Here is a 24,944-nt window from a genome sequence, read left to right on the forward strand (position 1 = left end):
AACGTATGCAGCTTGAGAGTGCCCTAGACGGCTTCATCGCCTATCTGGGCGCTGAGCGTGGCTACTCCGAGCACACCATCAAGGCCTACTCCTCGGACCTTCGAGATCTTGCAAACTACGCCGAACGAAGGAATGTGAAGAGCCTCGATGGGATCACTCTGGAGTTTCTTCGTGAATGGCTTTATGAATCAGCACAATCAGGGCTGAGCAAAACAACCCTTGCTCGTCGCTCGGCAAGCGTGCGCAGCTTCACAGCGTGGATGCGAAGGCAGGGGATCTCTGAAAATGATGCGGGAGCACGTCTGAAGTCGCCCAAGGCAGAGCAGTCCTTGCCTCGCGTAATCTCGATGCCACAACTGGATGAGATCTTTGAAGGTTTGGTGGAGGAAGCAAGCGAGGGCGAGCCCCTCGCACTGCGTGACCTCGCCATTATTGAATTGCTCTATGCCTCAGGCCTTCGCGTGTCAGAACTGGTGGGCTTGAGTATGGGGGATGTGGATCTCGATCGCCTCACAGTGCGCGTGATGGGTAAAGGTTCTAAAGAACGAGTAGTTCCCTTTGGTATTCCTGCAGCGTCTGCACTGACGGACTACCTCACTAGGTCGCGGAAGCTTTTGGTTGAGGGGAAGCCTGCAACCACAGCATTCTTTGTGGGAGCACGTGGCGGCAAGCTCAGTACCCGTGCTGTTTATGCGCTTGTTGCGTCATTGTTAGAGCCGTTAGGTGGCAGTGGTCCCGCAGGTCCACATGCACTGCGCCACACCGCAGCAACGCATCTATTAGATGGTGGTGCTGATCTGCGAATCGTGCAAGAGATGCTTGGCCACGCCAGCATGGGAACGACGCAGATTTATACCCACGTCTCGATGGAACGACTTACTTCGAGCTACCAGCAAGCGCACCCTCGCGCTTAGCTGCGTTCTTCATCTGCTGCTTGAACCAGGCGGTGTCGGTGATGCGCGCCAGGACAGGTCCTGAGATCACCGTGATGAGCATGTAGGTCGCAGCCAGAGGTGCAATCAGTGGCTGAACGCCGGCAGAAACAGCAAGGCCGGCAATGATGACGGTGAACTCACCACGAGGCATGAGGGCAACACCTGTACGCCAACGACCAGGGCGACCAATGCCTGCTTTCTTCGCGGCCAAATAACCGGTGAGCACCTTGGTGCTCATAGTGACCGCAGCAAGAATCAGGGCGGGGAAGAAGACTTCAGGAATATCTGCAGGGTTCGTGGTGAGGCCGAAGAAGACGAAGAAAATAGCAGCGAACAAGTCACGCAGCGGAGCAAGTAGCTTTTCGGCGTTGTGAGCAACCTGACCAGAGAGCGCGATGCCCACGAGGAATGCGCCCACAGCTGCAGAAACCTGCACTTCTGAGGCAAGTCCAGCCACCAGCATGGTCAAGCCCAAGACACCCATCAGGAGGGTTTCAGGCTGTTCTGAGTGGAATATGCGGGAGAGCTTCTTACCGTGGCGCACAGCGAGATAAAGGACGACGGTGACAGAGCCCACAGCAATAGCAACTGTAATGGCTCCTTCGAGCAGGCTTGCGCCAATGACTACCGCAGAAAGGATGGGTAGATAGAAGGCCATCGCGAGGTCTTCGAGAACCAAGACAGACAGCACAATGGGGGTTTCGCGGTTACCAAGACGCCCGAGGTCTCGCAATACTTTGGCGATCACTCCCGAAGAAGAAACCCATGTCACACCTGCCATGACAAGTGCTGCAATAGGTCCCCAGCCCAGGATCAGTGCAAAGACGGCACCCGGAACGGCATTGAGAAGACCATCCCAAATTCCTGCACGGGCAGATGACTTCAGGTTTCCCACTAACTCAGTGGGTGAATATTCCAATCCCAGCATGACAAGTAACAGCACAACTCCAAGCTCAGCTCCGGAGCTGAGGAAGTCGATACTGGCATGAAGTGGGAGCAGGCCTCCCGATCCAAAAACTAACCCTGCCGTCATATAGAGCGGGATTGGGGATTGGCCGTATTTGATGGCGAGGCGCCCCAGCAGAGAGAGGCCCAGGAGCAATGCTCCTACCTCAATCAGCATCCAGGTCTCGTCGTGCATTACTAAACCTGACTGTGCGCCAGAAGTTTGTCGAGCTTGTCGAGACCCTCGCGAGTTCCCACTGCAACAATCAGGTCATCCATGCGAAGGATTTCTGATGGTGTGGGGGAGGCAATGACGTCCTTGCCGCGCAAGATCGCCACGATGGAAACACCGGTCTTGGTGCGAGCCTGAGTATCACCGAGGGGGCGATCCAAGAAGCGGGAGTCAGAAGGTAGGACGAGTTGCTCAGTGAAAAGTCCGATCGTGCCATTGCCCAAGCCAGAGAGCTGACTCAGCAGAGCAGCGTGACCGAGGAGGTCGGAGAGCGCTGCAGCTTCATCGCCGGTGAGAGCAACGGAGCCGAGGATGGCATCCGGGTCTTCGGGGTCATACAGAGCAACTTCACGGTGACCGTCGCGGAAGCTGAGGACACCAATGTGCTGGCCGGCTTGTGTCACGACGTCGTGACGAACTCCGAAACCAGGGAGGTCAATTTTTTCGATGCGTACACCCATACCTCCACGTTATCTCAGAGCAGACTGCAGACCTTCCGATACGTCACTATCGAGGAAAGTGAAACCTGAACTTAACAGAACCTCAGGTGTGATCTTTTGGCTGGAAAGCAGCAGTTCACGACCTGCTTGGCCAAGAACAAGAGAGATAGCAAAACCCGGAGCCGGGAACCAATAGGGGCGCCCCAGGAGCTTTGCCAGTGCCTTCATCAGCGTTCCTGTGGTTGCTGGCGTGGGGGCAACAAGATTGACCGGACCTGAGATGTCGCGCTCAATCAAGAACGCCAGTGCGCGGGCTTCATCACGCAGGCTAATCCAGGGCCACCAGTCTTTTCCGCCAGCAAGCGGGCCGGAAACGAAGAACGAGGTCAATAACCGGAGCGGTCCCAAAGCGCCCTTCTTGCCGAGCACCAAGCCGGTGCGGGCATAGGCAACACGTGTGTGCTGTTCTGCAGGCTTTGCTGCTGCTTCCCAGGAGACCACAACGTCCGCGAGGAATCCGTCACCGCGGGCAGAGGACTCAGTTAGAACCTCGTTGCCGCGGTCACCATAGAAGCCCACTGCAGATCCGTTGATGAGGGCACGTGGCTTCTTCTTGGCTCGCTCGATAGCTTCCACAATCGTGTTTGTTGAAGACAAGCGAGAGTAGAGAATCTCATGCTTGGTTTTTGCGGTCCATGGCATCTTGCTGATGGTGGAACCTGCCAGGTTCACAATGACATCAACTGGACCGTGTTCTGCGGCGATGGAATCGAGGTCGAGCGGAGTTGACTCAGGGTTCCAGACGATGCGCTGAGTGCCTGGTGTGCGGGACAGAAGGAGAGCCTTGTGACCTGCCTGTTCGAGTTCTGTGGTCAGGGCAGTACCGATCATGCCGGTGCCACCAGCAATGAGAACCGTTAACGAACAGGCCACGACTGCCTCCAATATGTGGAAGCGGCCGTGGCTCGAAAGTGAATGAGTTAGGCGGATGCGCTTCCGCGTCCCACGATACCGGCGCGCACCAGCAACACATAGATTTGGCAGCCGAGGCAGTAACCAAATACGGAGTTCAGGAACGCTGCGACGAAAGCGAATGCCACGGCAATAATCGCACCGGCCGTGATGCCGAGGACGGCAAAGACAAGTCCAGCCAGCGTGATGATGAAGCCGATCAGCTGAGCGAATGTGGGCGGCTTGGGGTCTTCGAGCTCGGTGGGAGCGGACAGGCGTGGACGAACCAGTGCCTTGAAGATAGCGCCGTAGGGGTGCTTGCCGATACCGGCGAATGCGCCGATGGCAAAGATGACAGTGATGTAGGTGAGAAGGATTCCCGCAGGAGTGGCGAAGTTTTGAGCCAGTGTGTTGCTGCTGGAAAGAGCCTCTGGGTTGGAGAGGAGGAAGATCAACTCAACGGTGAGGGTGATCAAGGTGATGGTGGCACCAAAGCGGGGTCCACGAGGGTCAATGCCCTTGGTGCCAGGCTGAGCTGCGAGTGGGTTGGGCTTGTTAGATGACATAGCTGTCGTGCTCTCTCTTGATAGCGATTTCCAAACCAGCGGTAACTGCTTCGGGACGAGGTGATCCACCGATGCGAGCTGCAATAGCGCCGCTGTCATCAAGGATGAAGGTTGTGGGGGTTTGCAGAATGTTGAACTGCTGAGCCAAGTCTTGGCGGTTGGTCAGATCAACATCAACGTGGGTGACACCGGGATGATCTTTCGCCACCTGCTCGAGGTACTTCCGAGTGCCAGGACACTTGGTGCAGAACTCGGAGCTGAACTGCAACAGTGTTCCGATTTTTCCGAACTCGATACCTTCACCGAGGGTTGAAGGGTCGATTCGAGTGAGGCCATCCTGTTTCTTCACCCGGCCTTCGGCAGCCTTGATCAGCAAACCCAGCGCAGTGGACACCACGATGAGGCCGCCGAGCAGCAGAAGAACGAGCGAAAGATCCATAGTTATTACAGACTATTTCTCTTCAACCCCGCCGTGCCGAGTGTGACGTAACGTGACGACGGGTAAGGTTTTACCCGTGGCTGAGATTGAATTTCGTTCAGATGTAACTGTTGAATTGGTGCGCTCGAGCGCCCACGACTCCGATGTGCTTTTTGCTGCGCGTGTGTCGACCCAAGGAGAGCAGACTCTAGAAGAGTCCATGCACACTCCTGAGTCTCGTGCAGAGGATGAGAAGCGCGACAAGGGTCTCATCAACTACCTGATGCGTGACCGTCACGGTTCTCCTTTCGAGCACAACTCGATGACCTTCTACGTGCAGGCGCCCATCTTCGTTTTCCGCGAGTTCATGCGTCACCGCATTGCCTCCTACAACGAAGAGTCTGCTCGTTACCGCGAACTGAACCCTGTCTTCTATGTGCCAGCTGCTGACCGCAACCTGATTCAGGTAGGTAAGCCAGGCGCCTATGACTTCGTTCCAGGAACTGCAGAGCAGACTGCTCTGACGCAGGAAGCAACAAAGCGTGCTGTGACCGTTGCGTATGAAGAGTACGAGCGCATGCTCGAAGCTGGCATTGCTCGTGAAGTAGCTCGTGGTGTACTTCCCGTTGCGACCTACTCCTCGATGTATGTCACCATGAACGCTCGTTCGCTGATGAACTTCCTTTCCCTGCGCACCAAGCGTGAAGGAACTCACTTCCCTTCATTCCCTCAGCGAGAGATTGAAATGGTTGCTGAGAAGATGGAAGACGAGTGGGCCAAGCTCATGCCGTTGACCTATGCGGCATTCAATGAGCACGGCCGCGTTTCGCCGTAATCACTGCTTTTCAGTACGCTTAATCTGTGGCCAATCCAGAAAACCCCTTCGGACAAGTACTTGTCGCGCTCGTAACTCCTTTCACCGCCGATGGCGAAGTGGACTGGAACGACGTTGAAAAGCACATTGACAACGTCATCTCCAACGGTGCTGACGGCATTGTGGTCACGGGTACAACTGGAGAAACCAGCACGCTCACTGACGACGAGAAGGTCAAGCTGGTTGAGGTTGGCAAGAAGGTTGCCGGCAACCGCGCCAAGATCATCATGGGTGGTCCTTCTAACGAAACCGCTCACGCTATTGAACTGGCGAAGAAGAGCGCCAAGGCAGGTGCTGATGGCATCATGGCCGTCACCCCGTATTACAACAAGCCCACCCAAGCTGGTGTTCTCACACACTTCCGCATGGTTGCTGACGCAACGGATCTGCCGTTCATCATGTATGACATCCCTGGTCGTGCCGGTATTCAGATTCAGTACGAAACCATCCTTCGCTTGGCCAAGCACCCGAACATCGTTGCGGTTAAGGATGCCAAGGGTGACTTCAGTGAAGTCAGCCGTGTGCTGAACCAGACTGACTTGCTCTACTTCTCTGGCGATGACGCTAACGTTCTTCCTCACATGGCCATCGGTGCTTCAGGTCTCATTGGTGTCACTGCCAACGTTGCTCCTGCTCCCTACCGTGCGATGGTGGATGCAGTAAACCGCGGCGACCTTGCTGCAGCTACTGCAGAGCACAAGGCTCTCGAGCCTCTGGTTCGTGCCATCATGACTCACGTACCTGGCACTGTTGCTGCCAAGTATGTTCTGCACGGTCTGGGCCGCATCGGCAGCCCACGCGTGCGTCTTCCTCTGGTTGGTCCAGAAGAGTGGGAAGCAGCCAAGATCGAAGACGAGATATCTCTCGTCGGCCCCATCGCTGGTGTGGACTTCTCTAACTTCCGCCCAGACCGCAATGCCGCCGCTGGCGGAGCATTGCCCAAAATCGCCGGCACTACCAGGTAGCGCCACACTCGTCAGGGCAACCGCCAGGGCGTGAATACGGATCGTTTCGATCCATGCTCGTAAGAGGAATATGCCTAACGAACTGTTTGACCCACCTGCACTAGAACACGGAACGCTGCGCGTTGTCCCACTCGGAGGAGTGGGGGAGATTGGTCGCAACATGACCGTCTATGAACTCAACGGCAAGCTCCTTGTCGTGGACTGTGGTGTTCTTTTCCCTGAAGAGACTCAGCCTGGTGTGGACCTCATCCTTCCTGACTTCAGCTACATCCGTGACCGCATGGATGACGTTCTGGCCATCGTGCTCACACACGGTCACGAAGACCACATTGGTGCTGTCCCGTATCTGCTTCGTTTGAAGAATGACATTCCTCTGGTGGGCTCAGGACTGACCTTGGCACTCATTGAAGCCAAGCTCAAAGAGCACCGGATTCAGCCCTACACCTTGCAGGTCAAGGAAGGCGATAAGGAACAGTTCGGTCCCTACGAGCTCGAGTTCGTTGCTGTGAACCACTCCATTCCTGATGCGTTAGCTGTGGCCATTCGCTCTGAAGCAGGTCTTGTTTTGCACACTGGTGACTTCAAGATGGACCAGCTTCCTCTCGATGGTCGCCTCACCGATCTGCGTGCTTTCGCACGCCTCGGCGAAGAAGGTGTGGATCTGTTCCTGCCCGACTCCACCAACGCTGACGTTCCTGGATTCACTCCACTTGAGCGTGACATTGGGCCTGTGTTGGAGAGCGTGATTCACCGTTCTAAGCGCCGAGTTATTGTGGCGAGCTTCTCGTCACACGTGCACCGCGTGCAGCAGGTTATTGATGCGGCAGTGGCCAACAACCGCCACGTAGTTCTGATGGGCCGTTCCATGGTGCGCAACATGGGCATCGCGGCAGAGCTGGGCTACCTCGAGGTTCCAGAGGGAACCATCATTGATGCCAAGAAGGCAGCAGAGCTGCCTGATGATCGTCTGGTTTATATGTCGACTGGCTCTCAAGGTGAGCCCATGGCTGTGCTTGCCCGCATGGCTAACCTCGAGCACCAAATTGAGGTCGGTCCTGGTGACACCGTGATTCTGGCATCAAGCTTGATTCCCGGAAATGAGAACGCCGTCTTCCGCGTGATTGATGGACTCACCAAGTTGGGTGCCAAGGTCGTACACAAGGGCAACGCCAAGGTGCACGTCTCTGGGCACGCAGCGGCAGGGGAGTTGCTCTACTGCTACAACATCTTGCAGCCCAAGAATGTGTTCCCGGTGCACGGCGAATACCGTCACTTGGTAGCGAACGCCAACCTGGCGATTGATTCAGGCGTTGATGCACACCGCACCATCCTGGGTGAAGACGGAACTGTCATTGATCTCAAGGGTGGAATTGCCCGCGTAGTCGGCCAGCTCGATATTGGCTACGTCTATGTGGATGGCTCCAGTGTGGGTGAGATCACAGATAACGATCTCAAGGACCGTCGCATCCTCGCCGAGGAAGGCTTCATCTCCATCATCGTGGTCGTGGATCCTGCCACCGGCAAGATCATTGTCGGACCTGAGATTCACGCCAAGGGTTTCGCCGAAGACGATGCGGTGTTTGATGAGATTAAGCCAGCTATTGCCAAGGCTCTTCAGGAAGCAGCTCACAATGGCGTTCGTGACGCGCATTCCCTGCAGCAGGTCATTCGTCGCACGGTGGGGCAGTGGGTCTCGAAGAGCTACCGTCGTCGTCCGATGATTATTCCCTTGGTGATCGAAGCCTAAATTCATCGAATAAGTAGTCGACGCGTGTCGATGAATTCGTTTAGGCTACAGATGTGTCCTCAACGAAGAAGCCCAAACAAGCCACGCGTGCTGATGTTGCGCGCATGGCTGGCGTTTCCGAGAGCACAGTCAGCTATGCCTTAACTGGCGTTCGTCCCATCAGTGAGGACACTCGCGAGCGCATCGAAGAGGCCATGAAGACGTTGGGCTACGTCCCCAACGCCATGGCGCAAGCGCTGGCAAGTAAGAAGTCTGGATTGCTTGCACTCCTATTCCCCGTGGGGGAGCGCGGCTTTGGCGAGACAGACTTTGAGTATGTCGAAGCTGCAACTGAAGCTGCCGCGGAAGACGGCTATCAATTACTGTTGTGGCCCAACGCGGTAGAAGACACTGCGTCGCTCAAGAAAATTGTTGCCCAGGGTCTTGTTGAGGGTGTTCTTCTCATGGAAGTCCGTTCTCAGGATCCTCGAGTAGAAGTACTCCGAGAGAGTGGAACACCTTTCTGCCTCATCGGTCGAACAGACGACTCGCAAGATCTGACATATGTTGACGCGGACTTTTCGCAATGGGGCCCAATGGCCATTCATCACCTCGCTGACTTGGGGCACACCAATATTGGTGTGATTTCAATGCGCGGCGAATTGGTTGAAGCTGGTTATGGGCCTGTAGTTCGCACAGAGAAGCCTCTTATTGAGGTTGCCCAGCGTGCGGGCGTCCACGTGACCATCAAGCACCCCAAGCCCACTATTCGTGCTGGTCGCCAGGCCTTCGAGGAGTTATTGCAAGAGCAACCAGATATCACCGCCATTATCGGCTTCAATGAACCGGCCTTTATTGGTGCTTTGGAAGTTGCAGGAGCACGGGGAATTCGGATTCCAGAAGATTTATCAGTGTTGAGCTTTGGTCTCTCAGATGAAGCAGCGAATATGACTGTTCCTGCTCAGACCACCATTAACGTGGATGGTCCCGAACTTGGACGCATGGCAGTCCAGTATTTGATCGCCCGCCTCAATGGGGATAAAAAGTCTGTACTTCAAAACCTCACGCAGCCTCAGTTCTTTGATCGGGGCAGTACTGGTCCTGCCCCGCAATTACGCGGGTAAGGGAACAAATTACCCCTTGAATCACGATTCGGTTACGAAACGGCGAAACGGTGATTCCGGGCTAGACATACCCTCATTGTGTTAGGTAGATTTCTCTGTATCGACGCGCGTCGACGATGCGCGTCAACCTGGAAGCACCAAAGAAGTTGCGTGGCCAAATTGGTCACCACTGAGAAAGGTAATTACACATGAAGGTAAGCAAGCGCGGTCTCCGCGTCGCCGCAGCTGTTGCTGCAGGTGCGCTCACCCTCGGCACCCTCTCGGGTTGTGCCGCTGGTGGTAACGACAGCAAGACATTCACCGTCTGGTGGTACTCCGGTGAAGACACCGCACAGTACATCGCATGGACTGAGGCTCTCGACGAGTTCAAGGCTGCAAACCCTGACGTAACCGTTAACTTCGAGTTCAAGACCTGGGAACAGATCGAGAAGTCGGGTAACTCCATCCTCGACTCCGACAAGGCACCTGACCTTTCCGAGTGGAACAAGGGTAACGGTACCGCTGGTGCAGCTTCACAGGCTGGTCTGCTCCTCAACCTCGAGGACTACGCAGCTCAGTACGGCTGGACTGACCTCCTCCCCGCATCTGCACAGCAGGTTGGACGCTACACCGACGGCCTCATGGGTAACGGAGACCTCTACGGTGTCCCTACCTACGGTGAGTACGTAGGTTGGTTCTACAACGCTGACGTTCTGAACGCAAACGGTATCGACGCAACTGCTCTCAAGAGCCAGGCTGACCTCGAAGCTGCATTCGCAAAGCTCGTTGCTGCAGGAATCACTCCTATCGCAGCAGCTGACTACATGCTCGTGCACCTCGCATACAACCTGACCCTGAACAAGGCTGACAACGACTGGGTAAACGCTTACCAGTTCTTCGACGGTGAAGTTGACTTCAACGACGCAGCATTCACTCAGGCATCTGAGCAGATCCAGAGCTGGACCCAGAAGGGTTACATCGCATCGAGCGCTTCTGGTGCAACCGCTGACGACGCAGTCGCAGCATTCACCAGCGGTACTTCTCCCTTCATGCCTGGTGGTACCTGGCTGGATGGAACCGTTGCTGGTGCAGCTAAGTTCACCTGGGGCAAGATCCTTAACCCTGGTAACGCTGTATCGACCGGTTCTGCTGGAAACATCTGGGTTATCCCTGCAAAGGGTAAGAACCCTGACCTCGCTGCAGAGTTCATCAACCTGACTCTTCAGCCCAAGGCACAGAACACCATGGCAAACAACGGTGGTCTCCCACTGCTCGCAACTGAGCTCGGTGACAACCCAACCACTGCCATCACTCTGCCTCTCTTCCAGCAGCTCGTTGCTGACAACGGTCTTGGTTTCTACCCTGACTGGCCCGTATCCGGTTACTACGACATCCTGAAGGCTGCCGTAATCGACCTCGTAGCAGGTAACACCACTCCTGCTGAGTACCGCGAGGCAATCGGTTCGTACTACGAAGAGAACAAGCCATAACCAGTAGCTGATGAGGCTTTAGCCTCACCACACTGAAAGGCATTAATCCGGTGCGGTGTCGTCCGCGGCATCGCACCGGATTTCTCTTTCTTGCGGTCGACTTTTCGTCTCGCTAGTCTCTTGAGACATCGAGGATAATCTCCTCACTAATCCCTCCACCTTTGAACTTCTGACAACGGGGCATCATGACTGCACTCACTTCGGGCAAGACTCGCAAGAAGTCCACAATCACCAATGGCGTTTACTGGCCATATATGGTTCCAGGGCTGATCGCCTTTACTCTTATCGTGATTGTTTCCTTCGTTTGGAACATCTACCTTTCGTTCACCAAGTGGAACGGCCTCGGAGCTCCTAAGTGGATTGGCTTCGATAACTACGCCAAGCTCATGGTTGATGAGACGTTCTGGCAGTCCTTCCTCCACTCGGTTGTCTTTATTTTTGCGATGGCGATTGTCCCCACTGCTTTGGGTCTGATCATCGCCTCCGCCCTTTTTGACTACATTTCTCCCCGTTTTGGAAACGCCACATCGGCAGCATCTCGCGCGGGCTTCTTCCTTCCCCAGATCATCCCGATTCCCATTGCAGGTTTGCTGTGGACGTGGATGCTCTCTTCCCAGACAGGTATCGTCAACAAGGTTTTGACGGACTGGGGACACCCAGAATGGGCCCAGAACTGGCTCGGAGATGCCAAGTGGGCCATGTTCTCGGTCACCATCGTTCTGATATGGATTCAGGTCGGCTACACCATCGTGATCTTCATGTCCGGTCTTGCTCGTGCAGATCAGTCCGTTCATGAGGCAGCTGCTATCGATGGTGCAACCTGGTTCCAGCGTTTCCGCATCATCACCCTGAACCAGTTGGCTCCTGAAATTGCTGTGGTGCTGCTGACAACAACAGTTGCTGCGCTGAAGGTGTTCGCTCCGGTCTATGTCATGACTCAGGGTGGCCCTGGTACCGCGACGACCGTTCCCGCCTATTACTCATACTTCAACTTCATTCAGACCAGCAAGGTTGGATACGGTGCAGCAATTTCTACCGTCCTCGCCATTTTGCTGATCATCATGTCGTTGGTCATTTTCCGTTACCAGAACAAGCAGGGGGAAAACCGATGAGCACCGCAATCATGGTTGAAAACACCCTCAACCCAGAATCTCGCAAGGCACAAAAAGTCAGCAAAAAGGGCAAGGGTGGCTTTAACAAGCGCACACCTGTCTCGTGGCTCGTTGTTGCATTCATGTTGGCCAGCGCATTGGCCTGGATTTCTCCGCTGTACTTGGCTTTTGTTAACTCCGTCAAGACTCCTGAGGAATACACCACTACCGGTCCTCTGACTCTTCCCAGTGAAATTAGCTTTGAAGGAATCATTCACTTCTGGGAGAAAGCAGACTTCACTCTGAAGCTCTGGAACTCCTTCCAGATCAGCTTCTGGGTAGCGATTTTGGGTGTGGCTCTGAGCTTCTTCACCGCATACGCAATTGGTATCGGTCGCGTCAAGGGTCGTTTCTGGATCTTGGGGCTGTTCCTGGTCGCTTTCACCATCCCAGGTGAAGCACTCATGTACCCCTTGCTGCGTATGGCGAAGATGGTCGGTCTTTACGACAACATCTGGGCACTGATCATCATCTTTGCTGTATTGCAAAGTGCATTCGGTACCTACTTGGTGTCCTCCGTGATGTCGGACTTCCCCATGGAACTTCTCGAAGCTGCACGTATCGACGGTGCTGGTAGCTGGCGTTTGCTCAAGGACATTGTGTTCCCCTTGGTCCGTCCTACGTTGACTGTTCTGATGGTGTTCTTCTTCATCTGGACATGGAACGAGTTCCTGTTGCCTCTGGTTATGTTGCCTTCAAACGACAGCCAAACTGTGGCTTTGTCCATGGGTCTGGCATCTGGTCAGTACACCAGTGACCCCACCACTCAGGCAGCTGCAGCACTGGTCGGTATTTTGCCTACCCTGCTCTTCTTCCTGATCTTCCAGCGCACACTCCTCAAGGGAGTCACGATGGGTTCGGTCAAGTAATACCTCGGGGTTGTGGGGGAGTTAAATCCCTCACAACCCCACCTTTTGCTTCACAATCGACGCGCGTCGACGGACAGGAAATCTGTTCGAAAGAAACAACACGTAGCATCACAGAAACAAACGAAAGTTGAATCACATGTCTGAGTCTGTATTCCTCTCTGGGGATGAAAACTGGTGGCGCCAAGCCGTTGTGTACCAGGTCTACCCTCGCTCGTTCAAGGACTCCAACGGTGATGGTCTGGGAGACATCAAGGGCATCACGTCCAAGGTTGACTATCTTTCAGAACTAGGCGTAGACGCCATTTGGCTGAGCCCGTTCTATCCGTCTGCGCTTGCCGATGGTGGTTACGATGTTGCGGACTACCGTGACGTAGACCCCAAGCTCGGTAACTTAGCTGAATTTGACGAGATGATTGCGGCCTACCACGCCAAGGGAATTCGCGTCTTCGCGGACATTGTCCCTAATCACTCATCTGATCTTCACGTGTGGTTCCAAGAAGCACTCAAGGCAGAGCCTGGTTCGGCAGCACGTGATCGTTACATCTTCCGTGACGGCAAGGGCGAAAACGGTGAATTGCCCCCCAACAACTGGCCCTCTCACTTCGGCCCCACCGGATGGACTCGCACGACAAACCCAGATGGCACCCCTGGACAGTGGTATCTCCACCTCTTTGCCCCAGAACAGCCAGACTTCAACTGGGATAACGAAGAAGTCATCGAAGACTTCAAGAAGACTCTTCGTTTCTGGTCAGACCGTGGCGTAGACGGATTCCGTATCGACGTGGCTCACGCCATGAAGAAGGACATGTCCGAGCCTTACCCCGATATCAAGAGCTACGACATGGAGAACATTCCTCTCGATGGTTCTCACCATCTCTTCGACCGTGATGACGTGATGGAGATTTACAAGGGTTGGAGAGAAATCTTTAACTCCTACAACCCTCCTCGTGTTGCTGTTGCAGAAGCGTGGGTCCCCGCAGAACGTCGTACTCGTTACGCAAGCCCTGAAACTTTGGGGCAAGCATTCAACTTCGACCTGTTGAGCGCACCCTGGTCTGCAAAGAAGTTCAAGAAAACCATTGAATTCAACCTTGAGCTTTCGGAGAAGTCAGGATCCTCTTCAACGTGGGTTCTCTCGAACCATGATGTGATTCGTCACGCCACTCGCTACGGTTTGCCCAAAAAGACCAACTTTGAAAAGTGGGTCATGACTGATGGAACTAGCCCCGAGCTAGACCGCGAAAAGGGACAGACACGTGCACGTGCGGCAACAATGTTGCTCCTGGCTCTTCCCGGAAGCACCTATCTCTACCAGGGTGAAGAACTGGGACTGTTTGAAGTAGCTGACCTTCCAGGACAGGTTCTTCAGGATCCGATGTGGCTCCGTGACGGAATGACTCGTAAGGGTCGTGACGGTTGCCGTGTTCCCTTGCCCTGGGAAAAGACGGGTTCATCATTCGGCTTTGGTTCCGGTTCAGCGCACTTGCCACAGCCAGCCTGGTTTGCTGGTCACTCGGTTGAGTTTGAAGAAGCTCAGGAAGATTCAACCCTCAAGCTCTACCGCGCTGCACTGAAGTTGCGCAAGGAGCTCCTCACGGATGAAACCCTTGAGTTTGTTCCCAGCAAGCGCAAGGTGGTTCACTTTGTGCGTCCTAACGGATGGCACAACATTACAAACTTCGGGAAGAAGCCAGTGGCCCTTCCCGCAGGCACGGTTCGACTCACCAGTGCTCCACTCGTAGATGGCAAGCTTCCAGGCAACGCCACCGCGTGGATCACAACATAGGGGTTCCCTCCCTCCGATTGAATGCCCTGCAACCCTTGGTTGCGGGGCATTCTTATATCTGGACACTCGCCTGTAATCCCGGGCAAAGTCAGTGCCCTCGCGTAACTTTGAGGCATGGCTTCAGGCTCTAATTCGCGTTCCCGTTCGACGAGTGGGTCTCGTTCGCGTACCTCCGCTTCGAAGTCCACAAAGTCTTCTCCAAGTGCACGCTCATCTTCCTCAAACGGCGGTGCCAAATACACCGGAATTGCCTGGCTCTGGATGAGCATGGCCCACATCACCGGTGGTGCTGCACGCATGCTGGGGCCTGAAAAGTTTGCCAAAGATGAACGCCGTGACGGCGTGCCATTCACTCTCGTCGTTCTCGCAATTGCGGGAGCAATCACACAGTGGTTCCTGCCCAATAACGAAATCGCTCAGATCATCAACGACTGGACTATTGGCGGCCTCTTTGGGCGAATTGCTTATGGTCTTCCTGTCGTCATGCTGTTGACGGCTATTTGGCTTTTCCGTCACCCCAGCTCAGTCAACGACAACAATCGCATTGGGGTAGGCCTCACGCTGCTATTGATGGCGGCTGCTGGTCTTGCTCAGGTCTTTGGCGGTCAGCCAGATCCTTCTGCTGGACCTGCCGCGTTGGCAGATGCAGGTGGCTTGCTGGGCTGGATTCTTGCCAGTCCACTCTCGACAGTGATCTCACCAGTTGGTGCAGTCATTGTGATGATTGCGCTGATTCTGCTCTCGCTCTTGATCATTACCAAGACTCCACCCAACCGTATTGGTGCACGTTTCCGCGAGCTTTACGCCTACCTTTTCGGTGCTCACACTGACACAGAGGCAAACCAGACAGGCAAAATCGAGATTCTTGATCTTGACCCTGTTGAAGCTTCTTCTCTGCCCTGGTGGCGCCGGAACAGTAGTCGCCGTGAGACCGAGGCCGCTTTCGATTCACCGGTCATCACCGACCCTGCAGCGCATGCTGTCGATCTCGCAGCTACGCGCGAAATGACAGACCTCGACATCATCGAGGAACTGGTAAACGCAGAAGAAGCAGTGCGGGTATTCCACACCGGCGAGGTCGTTACAGACTCCTCGGCCGTGGCGGCACAGGACAATGTCTCCACCGCTCCGGTGAACATCGTCGCACCGACCGCCGAAGCTGCGGGTGTGGACGAAGCAGTTGTCGCCGCACCGCCTGCGCCCAAGGGTCCAGCAGCTATTTATCGCCTTCCGCCAGCCAATGCACTGGCTCAGGGTGCTCCTGCAAAGACTCGCTCGGCAGCTAATGACGAAGCAGTTCGTGCCATTACAGAAGTCCTCAAGCAGTTTGCTGTTGATGCCACTGTGACTGGTTTCAGCCGAGGACCCACCGTGACGCGCTACGAAATTGAGCTTGGCCCTGGTGTCAAGGTTGAGCGCGTCACTGCGCTTTCCAAGAACCTTTCCTATGCCGTGGCATCGAACGAAGTTCGTATCCTCTCACCTATCCCCGGCAAGAGCGCTATTGGTATTGAAATTCCCAACACCGACCGCGAAATTGTCACTTTGGGAGATGTGCTGCGTTCGAACGCATCTACTTCCAGCGAACACCCCATGACTATTGGTGTGGGTAAAGATGTTGAGGGTGGCTTCGTTGTTGCCAACCTGGCCAAGATGCCTCACTTGCTTGTGGCAGGTTCTACCGGTTCTGGTAAGTCCAGCTTTGTGAACTCCATGATCACAAGCATTTTGATGCGCTCTACTCCTGCTGAAGTGCGCATGGTTTTGGTTGACCCCAAGCGTGTGGAGCTTGCCCCCTATGCGGGTGTTCCACACCTCATTACGCCCATCATTACCAACCCCAAGAAGGCAGCTGAAGCACTGCAGTGGGTTGTTAAAGAGATGGACATGCGTTACGACGACTTGGCCAGCTTTGGTTTCCGTCACATTGATGACTTCAACCGTGCTGTGGTGAACAACGAAATCACCTTGCCACCAGACAGTAAGCGTGAGCTTCGCCCTTACCCCTATCTCCTCGTCGTCGTGGATGAGCTCGCAGACCTCATGATGGTTGCCCCGCGTGATGTGGAAGACTCTGTCGTGCGCATCACTCAGCTAGCCCGTGCCTCGGGTATTCACCTGGTCCTTGCCACGCAGCGACCTTCTGTTGATGTCGTGACTGGTTTGATCAAGGCCAATGTGCCATCTCGACTGGCATTCGCTGTGACCAGCGTGACGGATTCCCGCGTGATCTTGGACCAGCCAGGAGCTGACAAGCTCATTGGTCAAGGTGACGCATTGTTCCTGCCTATGGGCGCAAACAAGCCCATCCGAGTCCAGGGCGCCTGGGTTTCTGAAGAAGAGATTCACAAGGTTGTTACCCACGTCACCCGTCAAGCTCGTCCTGAATACCGTCAGGACGTTGCAGCCGCAGCGGAACGCAAAGAGATTGACGCAGACATCGGAGACGACCTCGAAGTTCTCCTGCAGGCCGTAGAGCTTGTTGTCTCGACTCAGTTTGGTTCGACCTCGATGCTGCAGCGCAAGCTCCGTGTGGGCTTTGCTAAGGCAGGACGCTTGATGGACCTGATGGAAAGCCGCGAAATTGTGGGCCCTTCCGAAGGTTCCAAGGCTCGAGATGTTCTGGTTTCCCAGGAACAACTCCCTGAGGTCCTCGCCAAGCTCAAGGGTGATGTTGTTGCTTCACCTGCACCCCCAACTGCTTCTGTAATCCCAACTGGGGACCCCTACGCCAACGATCCCGTTGCGGAAATGTCTGCTGGATTAGAAGAAGTTGACGGTGACGAAGGTAGTGAAGACGCCTGGAACCTCACTGATCGCGACTAACGTGAGTGTTATGAAGCACGTCCCCAACACCATCACGATCGTCCGGATCTTCTTTGCTCCAGTCTTTATCTGGATGCTCTTGACCGCAGGCGATGACCTCACATCACCACTTCGCTGGTGGGGTGCTGGACTGTTCGTTTTCGGTATGGCCACAGATGGCATTGATGGCTACCTTGCGCGTAAATACAACGTGGTCAGTGACTTTGGAAAACTGCTTGACCCCATTGCGGACAAGGTCCTTACTGGTGGTGCGCTGATCACACTATCCATTTTGGATGAGTTGCCATGGTGGGTTACCGCTGTGATCTTGCTCCGCGAAGTGGGAATTACCGTATTCCGCTTTGCAGTGTTGAGCGATCGTGTCATTCCGGCCTCTCGTGGCGGAAAACTCAAGACCATTACTCAGTTCGTCGCCATCACCTTTGCTTTGCTGCCTATGCAGGCAGTCATTGGCGATAGTGCCAACATCATCAACATTGTGCTGATGTCAGCTGCGACCATCATTACCGTCTGGACTGGAATTGATTATCTAGTGGATGCCTGGCGCCAAAACAAGAAGCACACGTCAAAAGCCTAAGGGGCGACTGTGACTGTTGAGCTGATCGAACGTTTGACTCACCGCGGTCTGACCGTTGCCATTGCCGAATCGTTGACGGGTGGGTTGCTCTGTGCTGCGTTGACAGAGGTTCCTGGTGCATCAGCGGTTATTCGCGGGGGAGTAGTGGCCTATGCGACGGATCTCAAGGCATCGATGTTGGATGTTCCACATGAACTGCTTGACACCGTAGGGGCCGTGGACGCAGACGTTGCTTTGGAGATGGCTGCTGGTGTCGCCTCCAAACTAGGGGCCGATATTGGTATTTCGACCACGGGAGTGGCCGGGCCAGAACCGCAGGATGGAAAAGCTGTAGGAACGGTCTTTATTGCCTGCGTATGGGGCAAGAAGCGCGTCGTTGAGGAGCTTTCCTTGTCCGGAACGCGCAATGAAATCCGTTCCTTGACCGTCCATGCCGCCCTGCGGATGCTGGCATCTGCAGTTTCTTGAGCATTCTGAAACATTCTGGGAATAAAACTGTCGTAACCTAAGTTGATACAAGCAGACTCACATCTGGTTTTCAGGTTTCTGGAGCTAGCATGGGGTTATAGATGTAGAGGAACTTTTATAGTTCACCAGCGTAGGGAGGCACCATGATTCTTGTTCGACAGGAAATCGGCGATGTTCTGCGCGACTACCGCCTGCAGAAAGGTCGCACGTTGCGACAGGTTGCAAGCAAGGCCAGCGTGGCACTCGGTTACTTGAGCGAGGTTGAACGTGGCCAAAAGGAAGCAAGCTCAGAAATTCTTGCTGCTGTAGCAGATGCTCTGGACACCCCCATCTCGCAGATCATGCGTGAAGTAGGGGACCGTCTTGCTGTGATCGAAGGAATCGAACCTATTCGTGCGATTCCCGACACTGTTCCTGACGAGTTCGTCAACGACTTCGCTGCAACACGCTAGAAGCGTTCGTGCGCCTCAGCGAATTTTGGCGTGCCGTCTCGGATGAGTTCGGTGAGGCTTATGGCCGTGTTCTGGTCAATGATTTAGTGCTGTCCGAATTAGAGTCAGTTACCTCCGCGGAAGCCTTGCGTAAGGGTATCCCCGCGCGAAACGTGTGGCTTGCTCTGGTCAAAGCTGTCGATGTTCCTGAGTCCCGCTGGTATGGCGTGGGTCTGCCGGAGCCCAAGAAGTAATTTTCAACACGCCGACATTTGTTCGAATATGTATTCGAAAACGGCTAGTCTCCTACACATGCACTTGTTTGCACGTGTTATCCACGGAGAATCACCTCTGGCGCTCAATGTCAGTGGCTTCTCTTACGGTGAAACACGTCCATATAGGAGCATGCGCCTTGTCGTAAGCGCCCCGCAGCGCCCGTCCCGCCTTCATCGGCCGGCCGGTAGCGGAGGAGTAGCACGGCAGCCGATAGGCGAATCACCCTCGATAAGTAAAGGAGACGGCCATGGCATCTGCCGCTGACCGCGAAAAAGCACTAGAAACAGCACTAGCCCAGATCGACCGCCAGTTTGGTAAGGGTTCCGTCATGCGCCTGGGAAGCGACGAGCGCGCTCCCGTCGAGGTGATTCCGACAGGCTCCATCGCATTGGATGTTGCTCTCGGCATTGGCGGACTTCCCCGTGGCCGCATCGTAGAGATCTACGGTCCTGAGTCCTCGGGTAAGACCACACTCACTCTTCACGCGATTGCTAACGTCCAGAAGCAGGGCGGCATTGCTGCCTTCATCGACGCTGAGCACGCACTTGACCCCGACTACGCCAAGAAGCTCGGTGTCGACATTGACGCACTGCTGGTGTCACAGCCTGACACAGGTGAGCAAGCGCTCGAAATTGCCGACATGCTCGTTCGTTCCGGTTCTATCGACCTCGTTGTCATTGACTCGGTTGCCGCTCTAGTTCCCCGCGCTGAAATTGAAGGTGAAATGGGAGACACCCACGTGGGCCTCCAGGCACGTCTGATGTCTCAGGCGCTGCGTAAGCTCACCGGTGGCCTCAACTCGACCAACACCACCATGATCTTCATCAACCAGCTGCGCGAGAAGATCGGTGTCTTCTTCGGAAGCCCCGAGACCACCGCTGGTGGTAAGGCACTGAAGTTCTACGCGTCAGTTCGCTTGGACATTCGTCGCATTGAGACCCTCAAGGATGGCACTGACGCAGTGGGTAACCGTACCCGCGTCAAGGTCGTCAAGAACAAGATGGCACCCCCCTTCAAGCAGGCAGAGTTCGACATCCTCTATGGAACCGGTATCTCTCGCGAAGGTAGCCTGATTGACTTTGGTGTCGATCACGGCATCGTCAAGAAGTCGGGTGCCTGGTACACCTACGAAGCAGATCAGCTTGGTCAAGGTAAGGAAAACTCTCGTAACTTCCTCATCCAGAACCCTGCTGTTGCCCTCGAGATTGAGCAGAAGATTCTGGCCAAGCTCGGTGTGGGTGCCGCAGCAGCTGAAGCTGCTGCCATTGAAGCTGCTGCAACTGCTGTAGAGGTCGAACCAGACTTCGAGGCAGTTGAAGAGGTTCGTAAGGGAGCCTGAGCTTCGTGACGAACGTCACTTTTCTGCCCTGGGTTGATCCAGAAAGCAGTCACATCGCTGCCTCGCCTGAAATATCAGGCGAGGCAGTAGGGGATGCTGCAGAAGTTCCTGCCGGAGTCCAGCGACTGAGCCGTGTCATGTTCACCGAGGTGGAAGACGTTGTTGAGGATGAAGAAGAATCAGTGGCGGCGCTGGATCTTGATGCACTCGAGCAGACACTTTTACGGAAACTCCACACCCACGATATGTCGGTGCACGAAGTAATGACCTGGTTGCGTTCCAAAGATGCAGCCGAAGGCGATGCTGCTGAACTTGTAGCCAAGTTTGAGCGACTGAATTACCTCAATGATGAACGCTTAGCTCGGGAACTAGTGTCTCGACTCAGTGAGCGCAAGGGCAAGAGTAAGAGCGTCATTGCGAGAGAGCTTCGACAACGAGGTATTTCCTCGTCAGCTGTGGATGAAGCGCTCGAGGCAATCGATGACGACGACGAACTTTCGAAAGCAACGGAGCTAGCTCTGCAACGCGTGCGCCAGTTCAGCAAGCTCGATGATGCGACCGCAGAACGCCGTCTGGTGGGTTTTCTTTCTCGTCGTGGATATTCGGGTCAAACTGTCCGCGAGGCGTGCAGAGAGGCGCTTGCTTCGAGGAATTAGGCTAAGTCCGTGCTCAATGACTTCCTCAACAGCCCCTATGCAATTGCTGCAGCTTTGCTGGTGATCATTGCGTACATCACATGGGGCTATCGCCGCAGAAAGTAGTGCACTCAACATGTTTGACGTAGAACCCGCAGAAGAGCCAAAACCTGCCAAACCTTTGACAGAGAAGCAGATTGCGGCCCGTGCTCGCACGAAGAAAATGAATGTCGTTGCCGTCATCATTTGTGCAAGCCTGTGTTTCGTATTGGGCGTTATTTCAGCAGTGCTGCCAGCAGGCGTCTCCACACCATGGATGTTCGCGAGTTATGCCGCTGGATATGTCGGCGTTTTATGGGCACTTGCTGGATTGTGGTCTCATTACATGGGTCCCAACGCACCGAAATAATCGGTGCCTTTCGGCGCGTAAACTTATGGGGTTATGACCAGCCCAAGTGAAGCCCCCACACTCATCCCCGCCTCCTCTGCGGCAATAGATGAAACCGGGCGTCAGCGCACCTATGAAGTGCGCACTTTTGGGTGCCAAATGAACGTTCACGACAGTGAACGTCTAGCTGGAGCCATGGAAGCTGCTGGCTATGTGAAGTTTGAGTTTGCTGCGGAGGCTGAACAAGATCCCGACATGAAGCGCAGTGCAAGTTCTGCTCAACCAGATGTTGTTGTCATCAACACCTGTGCTGTTCGTGAAAATGCCGATAACAAGCTCTACGGAAACCTCGGTCACTTGGCCCGCGTGAAAGAAAAGCACAAGGATCTGCAGATTGCTGTGGGTGGCTGTCTCGCTCAGAAAGACCAAGCACTTCTGTTGAAGAAAGCTCCTTGGGTTGATGTGGTGTTTGGAACCCACAACATGGGTTCTTTGCCGAGCTTGCTCGAACGTTCTCGCCACAACCACAAGGCAGAGATTGAAATCCTCGAGTCTTTGGAAACTTTCCCTTCTACTCTTCCCACTAAGCGTGATTCGACCTATTCCGGTTGGGTGTCCATCTCGGTGGGATGCAACAACACCTGCACGTTCTGCATTGTCCCTAGCCTGCGCGGAAAAGAACGCGATCGTCGACCTGGCGAAGTGCTCAACGAAGTCAAGGCACTTGTGGACCAGGGCGCCATTGAAGTTACTCTGCTGGGCCAGAACGTCAACACCTACGGTGTTGAGTTCGGCGATAAGGGTGCATTTGCCAAGCTTTTGCGGGCTTGTGGTGAGATCGAAGGCCTGGAGCGTGTGCGCTTCACAAGCCCACACCCTGCTGCGTTCACGGACGATGTGATCGCAGCCATGGCAGAAACACACAACGTCATGCCTCAGCTCCACATGCCACTGCAATCAGGTTCAGACAGCGTGCTCAAGGCCATGCGTCGCAGCTACCGCAGCGAGAAGTTCTTAGGAATTCTCCAGCGTGTTCGTGATGCAATGCCACACGCGGCAATCAGCACCGACATCATTGTGGGATTCCCCGGCGAAACAGAAGAAGACTTCGAAGAAACCATGCGAGTAGTTGCGGAAGCTCGCTTCGCAACCGCCTTCACTTTCCAGTACTCGAAGCGTCCTGGAACTCCTGCAGCAGAGATGGATAATCAAATCCCCAAGGCAGTTGTTCAGGAGCGCTATGAGCGTCTCCTCAAGTTCCAGAACGACATTGCGTGGCAGGAAAACAAGGCACAAATTGGCCGTGAAGTTCATGTCTTGGTTGCCAATGGTGAAGGTCGTAAGGACAGCGCAACTGAGCGCATGAGCGGCCGTGCTGAAGATTCTCGTCTGGTTCACTTTGAAGTGACTCCGGGAAGTGAAACACCACGTCCTGGTGACATCGTGACGGTAACCATCACGGAAGTAGCACCGTTCCACTTACTCGCTGATGACCCCACAGGTGCACCGCTGAAGATTCGCCGCACCATTGCCGGAGATGCCTGGGATCGCGAACAGGCTGAAAGCTGCGGTGTTCCTAGTACAGGGGGAGCGAAGAACCTGGGCTCCACCTCGATACCTGTTGTGGGATTAGGTATGCCCAGCTTGCGTGTTTCGACCGCACCGATCTACGACCTCGACGACGGACAGCGCTAGCGTGAGCGAGAAAACCCAGATCCTCGCGATCGTGGGAGCGACGGGAACAGGAAAGTCGGACCTGTCCTTAGATGTTGCAGAAGCATTAATTGCCCAGGGCCACGGTGTTGAAATCGTCAATGCCGACGCCATGCAGCTTTATGTGGGAATGGATATTGGCACCGCCAAGCTTCCTGTTTCAGAGCGTCGAGGAATACCTCACCACATGTTTGATGTGTTGGGCGTCACCGATGAAGCCGCTGTAGCCGACTACCAGGCTCAGGCACGTGCTGTGATTTCAGAAATCAATGATCGTGGACATCTCGCCATCTTGGTGGGTGGATCTGGACTCTATGTCAGCAGTGTTCTCTTTGATTTTGAATTTCCTGGTCATGACGATGTCATCCGTGAGCGACTTGAAAAGGAATTGGAAGAGTTGGGACCAGGCGTTCTCTTTCAACGCCTCAAGGAGCTCGCTCCCGAAGCTGCCGAACGCATCGATCAGCAAAACTCGAGGCGGGTCGTTCGAGCTTTGGAAGTTCTTGAAGTGACCGGCAGCACAGCGGGGCTGGGAACATTGCCCGAAGAAGCTGTGTATTGGAAACCCACAGTCATCGTTGGCCTCGCTGAAGAGCGCGAGGTGCTTGTTGAGCGGCTAGACCGCCGCGTTGAAAAGATGTGGCACGACGGACTTCTTGAAGAAGTTCAGGGCCTGATTCCTCAAGGTATTGAACAAGGCATCACTGCCCGCAGGGCAATCGGTTATGCGCAGGCATTGGCTGAGCTCTCAGGTGAGATGACTGAAGCCGAGGCAATTGAGGAAACTCAGGCAATTACTCGACGCTATGCACGGCGTCAGGTGAGCTGGTTTAAGCGGTATGCAGATCTCACTTGGCTTCCTGCGGGACATCGAGACAACGTCTCTCAGGTGATCTCCCAGCTAAGCCTTTAAGCTGGAGACATGGCTATCTCGCTGCACTTCACCAAAGGTCACGGAACCGGCAACGATTTCGTGCTCTATAGCGACCCTGAGGGTGAACTTCCGCTCACCCCAAGCCAGATAGCGGCACTGTGTGACCGTCACTTCGGAATTGGTGCAGACGGCGTCATTCGTGCAGTGAAGAGCAGCAAGCTCAACCGCAAGCACGAACCAGGCCAGGTCGTTGTGGATCCTGCCGGGGCTGCTGCGCTCGCTGAAGATTCTGCTGCCGAGTGGTTTATGGACTACTACAACTCAGATGGTTCTCTCTCTGAGATGTGTGGCAACGGCATTCGTGTTTATGCCAAATATTTACTCGAGACCGGGCTTGCTTCCATCAACCGCGGTGAAACCCTTGCCATTGGCACACGTGCCGGCGTTCGTGACCTCACCGCACAAGGAACACAGTTCCAGGTCGATATGGGCCGCTGGAGCTTTGATGGGGGAGAACCCGTCGTGAAGGTGGCCGGTGTTCCCGTTGCTCGCCCTGGTGTGGGCATTAACGTGGGGAACCCTCACGTCATCGCTGCTTTTGCAGATGATGCTGAGCTTGATGCTGCTGACCTCAGTTCAGCACCTCGACTTGAACCAGAACTTCCTGAAGGTGCGAATGTGGAGCTCGTTGTTCCTCACGACCCACTGGTGAAAGATGGCGTCGGTCACATTCGCATGCGTGTGCACGAGCGCGGCTCAGGGGAAACCTTGTCGTGCGGCACGGGTGTCGTGGCAGCTGCGCTGGCTACACGTCACTGGGCTGGTGAAGGTGCACCCCACAACTGGCGTGTAGATGTTCCTGGCGGAACGTTGGCTGTTCGTATGTTCCCCACAGAAGAAGGGGAGCATGTCGCACTCTCAGGCCCAGCAGAGCTTGTTTACACCGGAACAGTAGAACTGGCCTAA

Annotated in this window: 25 protein-coding genes; 20 read left to right on the forward strand and 5 right to left on the reverse strand. The window is 54.8% G+C overall.

What is annotated here, in order from left to right; translation table 11 throughout:
• The first annotated feature begins 5 nt into the window (after positions 1-5).
• Positions 6-914: a tyrosine recombinase XerC gene (locus AURMO_RS02920; protein ID WP_110233076.1), complete on the forward strand. Its 909-nt coding sequence runs from the start codon at positions 6-8 to the stop codon at positions 912-914.
• Here the strand turns inward: AURMO_RS02920 and AURMO_RS02925 are convergent.
• From AURMO_RS02925 to AURMO_RS02945, 5 genes are read right to left on the reverse strand one after another with little or no spacing between them, the layout of a single operon-like run.
• The gene (locus AURMO_RS02925) at positions 877-2,076 is read right to left on the reverse strand and encodes a cation:proton antiporter (RefSeq protein WP_110233077.1); all 1,200 of its coding nucleotides are present in this window, start codon (positions 2,074-2,076) and stop codon (positions 877-879) included. The two genes, AURMO_RS02920 and AURMO_RS02925, sit on opposite strands and share 38 nt — an antisense overlap.
• 2 nt (positions 2,077-2,078) lie before the next feature.
• Positions 2,079-2,573, reverse strand: coding sequence for a cation:proton antiporter regulatory subunit (locus tag AURMO_RS02930; protein ID WP_110233078.1), 495 nt, complete (start codon positions 2,571-2,573; stop codon positions 2,079-2,081).
• A 9-nt stretch (positions 2,574-2,582) separates the two neighbouring features.
• Positions 2,583-3,485: a TIGR01777 family oxidoreductase gene (locus AURMO_RS02935; RefSeq protein ID WP_239406857.1), complete on the reverse strand. Its 903-nt coding sequence runs from the start codon at positions 3,483-3,485 to the stop codon at positions 2,583-2,585.
• Positions 3,486-3,532: 47 nt separating this feature from the next.
• Positions 3,533-4,069, reverse strand: a complete 537-nt coding sequence (locus AURMO_RS02940; RefSeq protein WP_110233079.1) for a DUF4395 domain-containing protein — start codon at positions 4,067-4,069, stop codon at positions 3,533-3,535.
• Positions 4,059-4,508: a TlpA family protein disulfide reductase gene (locus tag AURMO_RS02945; protein WP_110233080.1), complete on the reverse strand. Its 450-nt coding sequence runs from the start codon at positions 4,506-4,508 to the stop codon at positions 4,059-4,061. The genes AURMO_RS02940 and AURMO_RS02945 overlap by 11 nt, the downstream gene beginning before the upstream one ends.
• A 76-nt stretch (positions 4,509-4,584) precedes the next feature.
• Here AURMO_RS02945 and thyX point away from each other — a divergent pair, with 76 nt between their 5' ends.
• The 19 genes from thyX to dapF all read left to right on the forward strand — a co-directional run bounded on the left by thyX (position 4,585) and on the right by dapF (position 24,944).
• Complete coding sequence (thyX, locus tag AURMO_RS02950; RefSeq protein WP_110233081.1) at positions 4,585-5,322, forward strand: FAD-dependent thymidylate synthase; 738 nt, start codon at positions 4,585-4,587, stop codon at positions 5,320-5,322.
• Positions 5,323-5,348: 26 nt separating this feature from the next.
• A complete protein-coding gene (gene dapA / locus AURMO_RS02955; RefSeq protein WP_110233082.1) occupies positions 5,349-6,326 on the forward strand; it encodes a 4-hydroxy-tetrahydrodipicolinate synthase in 978 nt (325 codons plus the stop codon).
• 70 nt (positions 6,327-6,396) lie between these two features.
• Complete coding sequence (locus tag AURMO_RS02960) at positions 6,397-8,073, forward strand: ribonuclease J (RefSeq protein ID WP_110233083.1); 1,677 nt, start codon at positions 6,397-6,399, stop codon at positions 8,071-8,073.
• 53 nt (positions 8,074-8,126) lie between these two features.
• A complete protein-coding gene (locus AURMO_RS02965) occupies positions 8,127-9,176 on the forward strand; it encodes a LacI family DNA-binding transcriptional regulator (RefSeq protein WP_110233084.1) in 1,050 nt (349 codons plus the stop codon).
• A gap of 188 nt (positions 9,177-9,364) precedes the next feature.
• Positions 9,365-10,645, forward strand: coding sequence for an ABC transporter substrate-binding protein (locus tag AURMO_RS02970; RefSeq protein WP_110233085.1), 1,281 nt, complete (start codon positions 9,365-9,367; stop codon positions 10,643-10,645).
• Between the two features lie 185 nt (positions 10,646-10,830).
• Positions 10,831-11,757, forward strand: coding sequence for a carbohydrate ABC transporter permease (locus AURMO_RS02975; RefSeq protein ID WP_110233086.1), 927 nt, complete (start codon positions 10,831-10,833; stop codon positions 11,755-11,757).
• Positions 11,754-12,665 carry a carbohydrate ABC transporter permease gene (locus tag AURMO_RS02980; RefSeq protein WP_239406858.1) on the forward strand — a complete coding sequence of 304 codons (912 nt, stop codon included), beginning with the start codon at positions 11,754-11,756 and terminating at the stop codon, positions 12,663-12,665. Before AURMO_RS02975 ends, AURMO_RS02980 begins: the two co-directional genes overlap by 4 nt.
• Before the next feature lie 136 nt (positions 12,666-12,801).
• The gene (locus AURMO_RS02985; RefSeq protein ID WP_110233087.1) at positions 12,802-14,451 is read left to right on the forward strand and encodes a glycoside hydrolase family 13 protein; all 1,650 of its coding nucleotides are present in this window, start codon (positions 12,802-12,804) and stop codon (positions 14,449-14,451) included.
• A gap of 114 nt (positions 14,452-14,565) precedes the next feature.
• Entirely contained in the window at positions 14,566-17,277 is a 2,712-nt protein-coding gene (locus AURMO_RS02990; RefSeq protein WP_110233088.1) for a DNA translocase FtsK, read from the forward strand.
• 10 nt (positions 17,278-17,287) lie between these two features.
• Positions 17,288-17,854, forward strand: coding sequence for a CDP-diacylglycerol--glycerol-3-phosphate 3-phosphatidyltransferase (pgsA, locus tag AURMO_RS02995; RefSeq protein ID WP_110233089.1), 567 nt, complete (start codon positions 17,288-17,290; stop codon positions 17,852-17,854).
• A gap of 9 nt (positions 17,855-17,863) precedes the next feature.
• Complete coding sequence (locus AURMO_RS03000) at positions 17,864-18,322, forward strand: CinA family protein (RefSeq protein ID WP_110233090.1); 459 nt, start codon at positions 17,864-17,866, stop codon at positions 18,320-18,322.
• A gap of 143 nt (positions 18,323-18,465) precedes the next feature.
• Positions 18,466-18,774 (forward strand): helix-turn-helix domain-containing protein, encoded by a 309-nt coding sequence (locus tag AURMO_RS03005; RefSeq protein ID WP_110233091.1) that lies wholly within the window; start codon positions 18,466-18,468, stop codon positions 18,772-18,774.
• An 8-nt stretch (positions 18,775-18,782) separates the two neighbouring features.
• Positions 18,783-19,007, forward strand: coding sequence for a DUF3046 domain-containing protein (locus AURMO_RS03010; RefSeq protein ID WP_110233092.1), 225 nt, complete (start codon positions 18,783-18,785; stop codon positions 19,005-19,007).
• 269 nt (positions 19,008-19,276) lie between these two features.
• Positions 19,277-20,368, forward strand: coding sequence for a recombinase RecA (gene recA, locus AURMO_RS03015; RefSeq protein ID WP_110233093.1), 1,092 nt, complete (start codon positions 19,277-19,279; stop codon positions 20,366-20,368).
• A gap of 5 nt (positions 20,369-20,373) precedes the next feature.
• Positions 20,374-21,024, forward strand: a complete 651-nt coding sequence (locus AURMO_RS03020; protein WP_110233094.1) for a regulatory protein RecX — start codon at positions 20,374-20,376, stop codon at positions 21,022-21,024.
• 115 nt (positions 21,025-21,139) lie between these two features.
• Positions 21,140-21,412 (forward strand): hypothetical protein, encoded by a 273-nt coding sequence (locus AURMO_RS03025; protein WP_110233095.1) that lies wholly within the window; start codon positions 21,140-21,142, stop codon positions 21,410-21,412.
• Between the two features lie 33 nt (positions 21,413-21,445).
• Positions 21,446-23,086: a tRNA (N6-isopentenyl adenosine(37)-C2)-methylthiotransferase MiaB gene (gene miaB, locus AURMO_RS03030; protein WP_110233096.1), complete on the forward strand. Its 1,641-nt coding sequence runs from the start codon at positions 21,446-21,448 to the stop codon at positions 23,084-23,086.
• A 1-nt stretch (position 23,087) separates the two neighbouring features.
• Positions 23,088-24,017, forward strand: coding sequence for a tRNA (adenosine(37)-N6)-dimethylallyltransferase MiaA (gene miaA, locus AURMO_RS03035; protein WP_110233097.1), 930 nt, complete (start codon positions 23,088-23,090; stop codon positions 24,015-24,017).
• 9 nt (positions 24,018-24,026) lie between these two features.
• A complete protein-coding gene (dapF, locus tag AURMO_RS03040) occupies positions 24,027-24,944 on the forward strand; it encodes a diaminopimelate epimerase (RefSeq protein WP_110233098.1) in 918 nt (305 codons plus the stop codon).

This window comes from Aurantimicrobium photophilum (assembly GCF_003194085.1).
Lineage (GTDB): Bacteria > Actinomycetota > Actinomycetes > Actinomycetales > Microbacteriaceae > Aurantimicrobium > Aurantimicrobium photophilum.

Excerpts from the sequence above, each read along its gene's own strand:
- recA (WP_110233093.1), top strand. The coding sequence starts at position 19,277 with ATGGCATCTGCCGCTGACCGCGAAAAAGCACTAGAAACAGCACTAGCC.
- AURMO_RS02985 (WP_110233087.1), top strand. The coding sequence starts at position 12,802 with ATGTCTGAGTCTGTATTCCTCTCTGGGGATGAAAACTGGTGGCGCCAA.
- AURMO_RS02990 (WP_110233088.1), top strand. The coding sequence starts at position 14,566 with ATGGCTTCAGGCTCTAATTCGCGTTCCCGTTCGACGAGTGGGTCTCGT.
- AURMO_RS03025 (WP_110233095.1), top strand. The coding sequence starts at position 21,140 with ATGTTTGACGTAGAACCCGCAGAAGAGCCAAAACCTGCCAAACCTTTG.
- AURMO_RS02930 (WP_110233078.1), bottom strand. The coding sequence starts at position 2,573 with ATGGGTGTACGCATCGAAAAAATTGACCTCCCTGGTTTCGGAGTTCGT.
- AURMO_RS02975 (WP_110233086.1), top strand. The coding sequence starts at position 10,831 with ATGACTGCACTCACTTCGGGCAAGACTCGCAAGAAGTCCACAATCACC.
- miaB (WP_110233096.1), top strand. The coding sequence starts at position 21,446 with ATGACCAGCCCAAGTGAAGCCCCCACACTCATCCCCGCCTCCTCTGCG.
- AURMO_RS02980 (WP_239406858.1), top strand. The coding sequence starts at position 11,754 with ATGAGCACCGCAATCATGGTTGAAAACACCCTCAACCCAGAATCTCGC.
- AURMO_RS02925 (WP_110233077.1), bottom strand. The coding sequence starts at position 2,076 with ATGCACGACGAGACCTGGATGCTGATTGAGGTAGGAGCATTGCTCCTG.
- AURMO_RS03005 (WP_110233091.1), top strand. The coding sequence starts at position 18,466 with ATGATTCTTGTTCGACAGGAAATCGGCGATGTTCTGCGCGACTACCGC.
- AURMO_RS02920 (WP_110233076.1), top strand. The coding sequence starts at position 6 with ATGCAGCTTGAGAGTGCCCTAGACGGCTTCATCGCCTATCTGGGCGCT.
- pgsA (WP_110233089.1), top strand. The coding sequence starts at position 17,288 with ATGAAGCACGTCCCCAACACCATCACGATCGTCCGGATCTTCTTTGCT.
- AURMO_RS02945 (WP_110233080.1), bottom strand. The coding sequence starts at position 4,508 with ATGGATCTTTCGCTCGTTCTTCTGCTGCTCGGCGGCCTCATCGTGGTG.
- AURMO_RS02940 (WP_110233079.1), bottom strand. The coding sequence starts at position 4,069 with ATGTCATCTAACAAGCCCAACCCACTCGCAGCTCAGCCTGGCACCAAG.
- dapF (WP_110233098.1), top strand. The coding sequence starts at position 24,027 with ATGGCTATCTCGCTGCACTTCACCAAAGGTCACGGAACCGGCAACGAT.
- AURMO_RS02960 (WP_110233083.1), top strand. The coding sequence starts at position 6,397 with ATGCCTAACGAACTGTTTGACCCACCTGCACTAGAACACGGAACGCTG.
- AURMO_RS02970 (WP_110233085.1), top strand. The coding sequence starts at position 9,365 with ATGAAGGTAAGCAAGCGCGGTCTCCGCGTCGCCGCAGCTGTTGCTGCA.